The following is a 2,565-nucleotide window of genomic DNA, read 5'->3' as shown; positions in this document are numbered from 1 at the left end:
GCCTGCCAGAGCAGGTCGACGGTGGTTTCGGTGGCGTCGGTGCCCGACCACCACAGCCAGACCGGCTTCGGTGTCGCGCCGCTGGGCAGGTGCTCGACCTGCGGACGGATTACGGTGCCCTCGATGACCGGCAGGGCACCCAGTTCGGCGGTCCAGGCCGAGCGGTGGGTCAGTCTCGGGTGGAGCCGGTCCCAGGCCCGCGCGGTGGCGGTGCCGTAGAGACGGGTCGCGGTCACCGTCTGGGTGTCGGGTGTGTTCCAGGTGGCCGGGTCACCGAAGCCGAACTCGCCGCCGTGGCGGGGCGGGCGGCCCCGGACACCGGGCTCGCGGGGTGGGACCGCGCGTCGCAGGACGCGGTCCGAGCGCATCCGGCCCAGCACCTGCACCGGCAGATCCTTCAGCAGGAAGGCCAGACGTGGCACGTCGTATCCGGCGTCCACCACGATCAGGATCTCCGGGTCGTCGTCCTTCCACTGCCCGGCCGCGATCAGCCGCTCGACGAGCTCGCGCATCTGCCCGGCGGTAACAGTCGCGGCGTCGTCGCCCGGCGCCAGACGTAGTACGTCCAGCGGTGCGGTCCAGGAACTGCGGCCGGTCTCCAGCGCGCAGATCACCGAGTACGGCCAGCCAGGAACCGGGACGTGCTGGTCCTTGCCCCGCCCGTATGTGTGACACAGGATTCGCTGCGGTGAGGTATGCGCACTGGGCCGCAGCCAGCAGGTGAGATCAGCGGCCAGGACCAGCCGGCCGTCCGCCGCCCTCGGCAGCGGCACCGTCGCCAGGGCCCGCCGCAGCCGGGCGACGTCGACCCGGCCCGCGGCCAGGGCGTCGTAGAGCCCACCGTGTCCCCGCCGGTGTTCGCCGACCAGTGACAGTTCCACCAGGGACCGGACCGGCCCGTCCGCGCACAACACCGCGTCCGCGAGTTCGAACAGTGCGTCCGCACGCCCGGGTCAGACAGGAGTAGAACTCACCCCGGAAGCGTGACAGTCCCGCAATCGGATCCTGCCGGACGACGTGATACGACAGAGTCATCCCCACGGCCTTCGTGCTGAGCGTTGTGTGTTCCTTGGTCGGATCACATGCTCAGCCGAAGGCCGCCCGCATGCACCGCAGTTACCAGTCCGAGTGATCAAGTACGACGAGCCGTTCGGACCCCGAGGTTAAAGATCAAGCTAGGGGCTGTCTGACAAATGATCACCAAGCGGGGATGTGCGTGCTCGGTCCAATTGCCTTGCCGCCCTGACGCTGGCCAGTGATTCTGGGCAGGTGCCAGGACAGGGGAAAAGAAGGCGGCGGCAAGAGGACGCGCGGCAGCGGCTTGCTGCTCGCACCGCGCCGGACGCGGGACAGTGGGAAGTGGTCGTTGAGACTCGGGACCAGGCGGAGATGCGTACGCGGTTGCGCCGTCTTCGGGAGGCAGGAGTCGACGGCTCGATGATCCGGATCGACACGCTGTGCGGGCGCCTGGCGCTGCCGACTACCTACCGGCTGAGCCGTTTCGTGACGGACCCCGCGCGGGAGTCCGAGCGTGAGCACCCAGATCATTGATTTTGTGGCAGGTCGAGGTGAGTTGACGGATGCGGCGTGGGAGCGAATAGAGCCCCTGTTGCCGCGAGTGGATGGGCGTGGCCGTCCGTGGCGTGATCACCGGCAGGTGGTCAACGGGGTGCTGTGGCGGCTGCGGACCGGGGCTCCGTGGGGCGCGATCTGCCCGAGCGGTACGGACCCTGGCAGACCGTCTACGAGCGGTTCGCCCGCTGGGAAGCAGACGGGACCTGGGCGAAGCTGCTGGAACACGTCCAGGTCCGCGACGACGCGGTGGGCCGGGTGGAGAGGACCGTCTCCGTCGACTCCACGATCAACCGTGCCCACCAGCACGCGGCCGGCGCCCGCAAAAAGGGGCCGCAGACGGGGACGAACTCGAAGATCCGGGCAGATCGCAGGCGCGTCAGGCCCTCGGCCGGTCCCGGGGCGGGCTGACCACTAAGGTCCACCTCACCGTCGACGGCCGGGGCCTCCCGCAGTCCATCGTGCTCACTCCCGGCAACGTCAACGACGCCACCGCCTTCGGCCAGGTCCTCGACAGCATCCGCATCCCGCGCGCCGGCACGGGCCGACCTCGCACGACACCGGCGCGGGTGCTGGGCGACAAAGCGTATTCCAGCTGGGCGATACGCCACCTGCTGCGGCGCCGGGGCATCGTCGCCACGATCCCCGAACGCCGCGACCAGATGGCCAACCGCCGGCGACGTGGAACCCACGGCGGTCGCCCACCCGCCTTCGACAAGGACATCTACCGCGACCGCAACGTGGTCGAGCGATGCTTCGCCCGTCTCAAGCAGTTCCGTGCGATCGCGACAATGTTCGACAAGCTTGCAGATCGCTACCGGGCTGGAAGCATCGTGGCAGCTCTGATCCTGTGGCTCCGCGAACCCGCCGGTGATCATTTGTCAGACAGCCCCTAGTACCAATACCGGTGACTTTGAGTTGTGTTGGTCGTTGGATGTGTTGTGCCAAGGCCTGGGCAGGTGAAGTCGTCGGGTGAGCGGTTGTCGGACCGGA

2 pseudogenes are annotated in these 2,565 nt (G+C 68.7%); one reads left to right on the top strand and one right to left on the bottom strand.

From position 1 onward, the window contains the following. A pseudogene (locus ACFWSK_RS37640) lies at positions 1-1,035 on the bottom strand (transposase); the annotation flags it as partial. Between the two features lie 520 nt (positions 1,036-1,555). Between ACFWSK_RS37640 and ACFWSK_RS37635 the strand changes: the two are divergent. Continuing rightward, positions 1,556-2,468: pseudogene (locus ACFWSK_RS37635) on the top strand (IS5 family transposase). The last annotated feature ends 97 nt before the right edge of the window (positions 2,469-2,565 follow it).

Origin of the sequence: Streptomyces sp. NPDC058620 (assembly GCF_042717135.1) — a bacterium.
GTDB lineage: Bacteria > Actinomycetota > Actinomycetes > Streptomycetales > Streptomycetaceae > Streptomyces.
The sequence above is the reverse complement of the archived record's forward strand: the minus strand, read 5'-3'. Positions and strand labels throughout refer to the sequence as shown.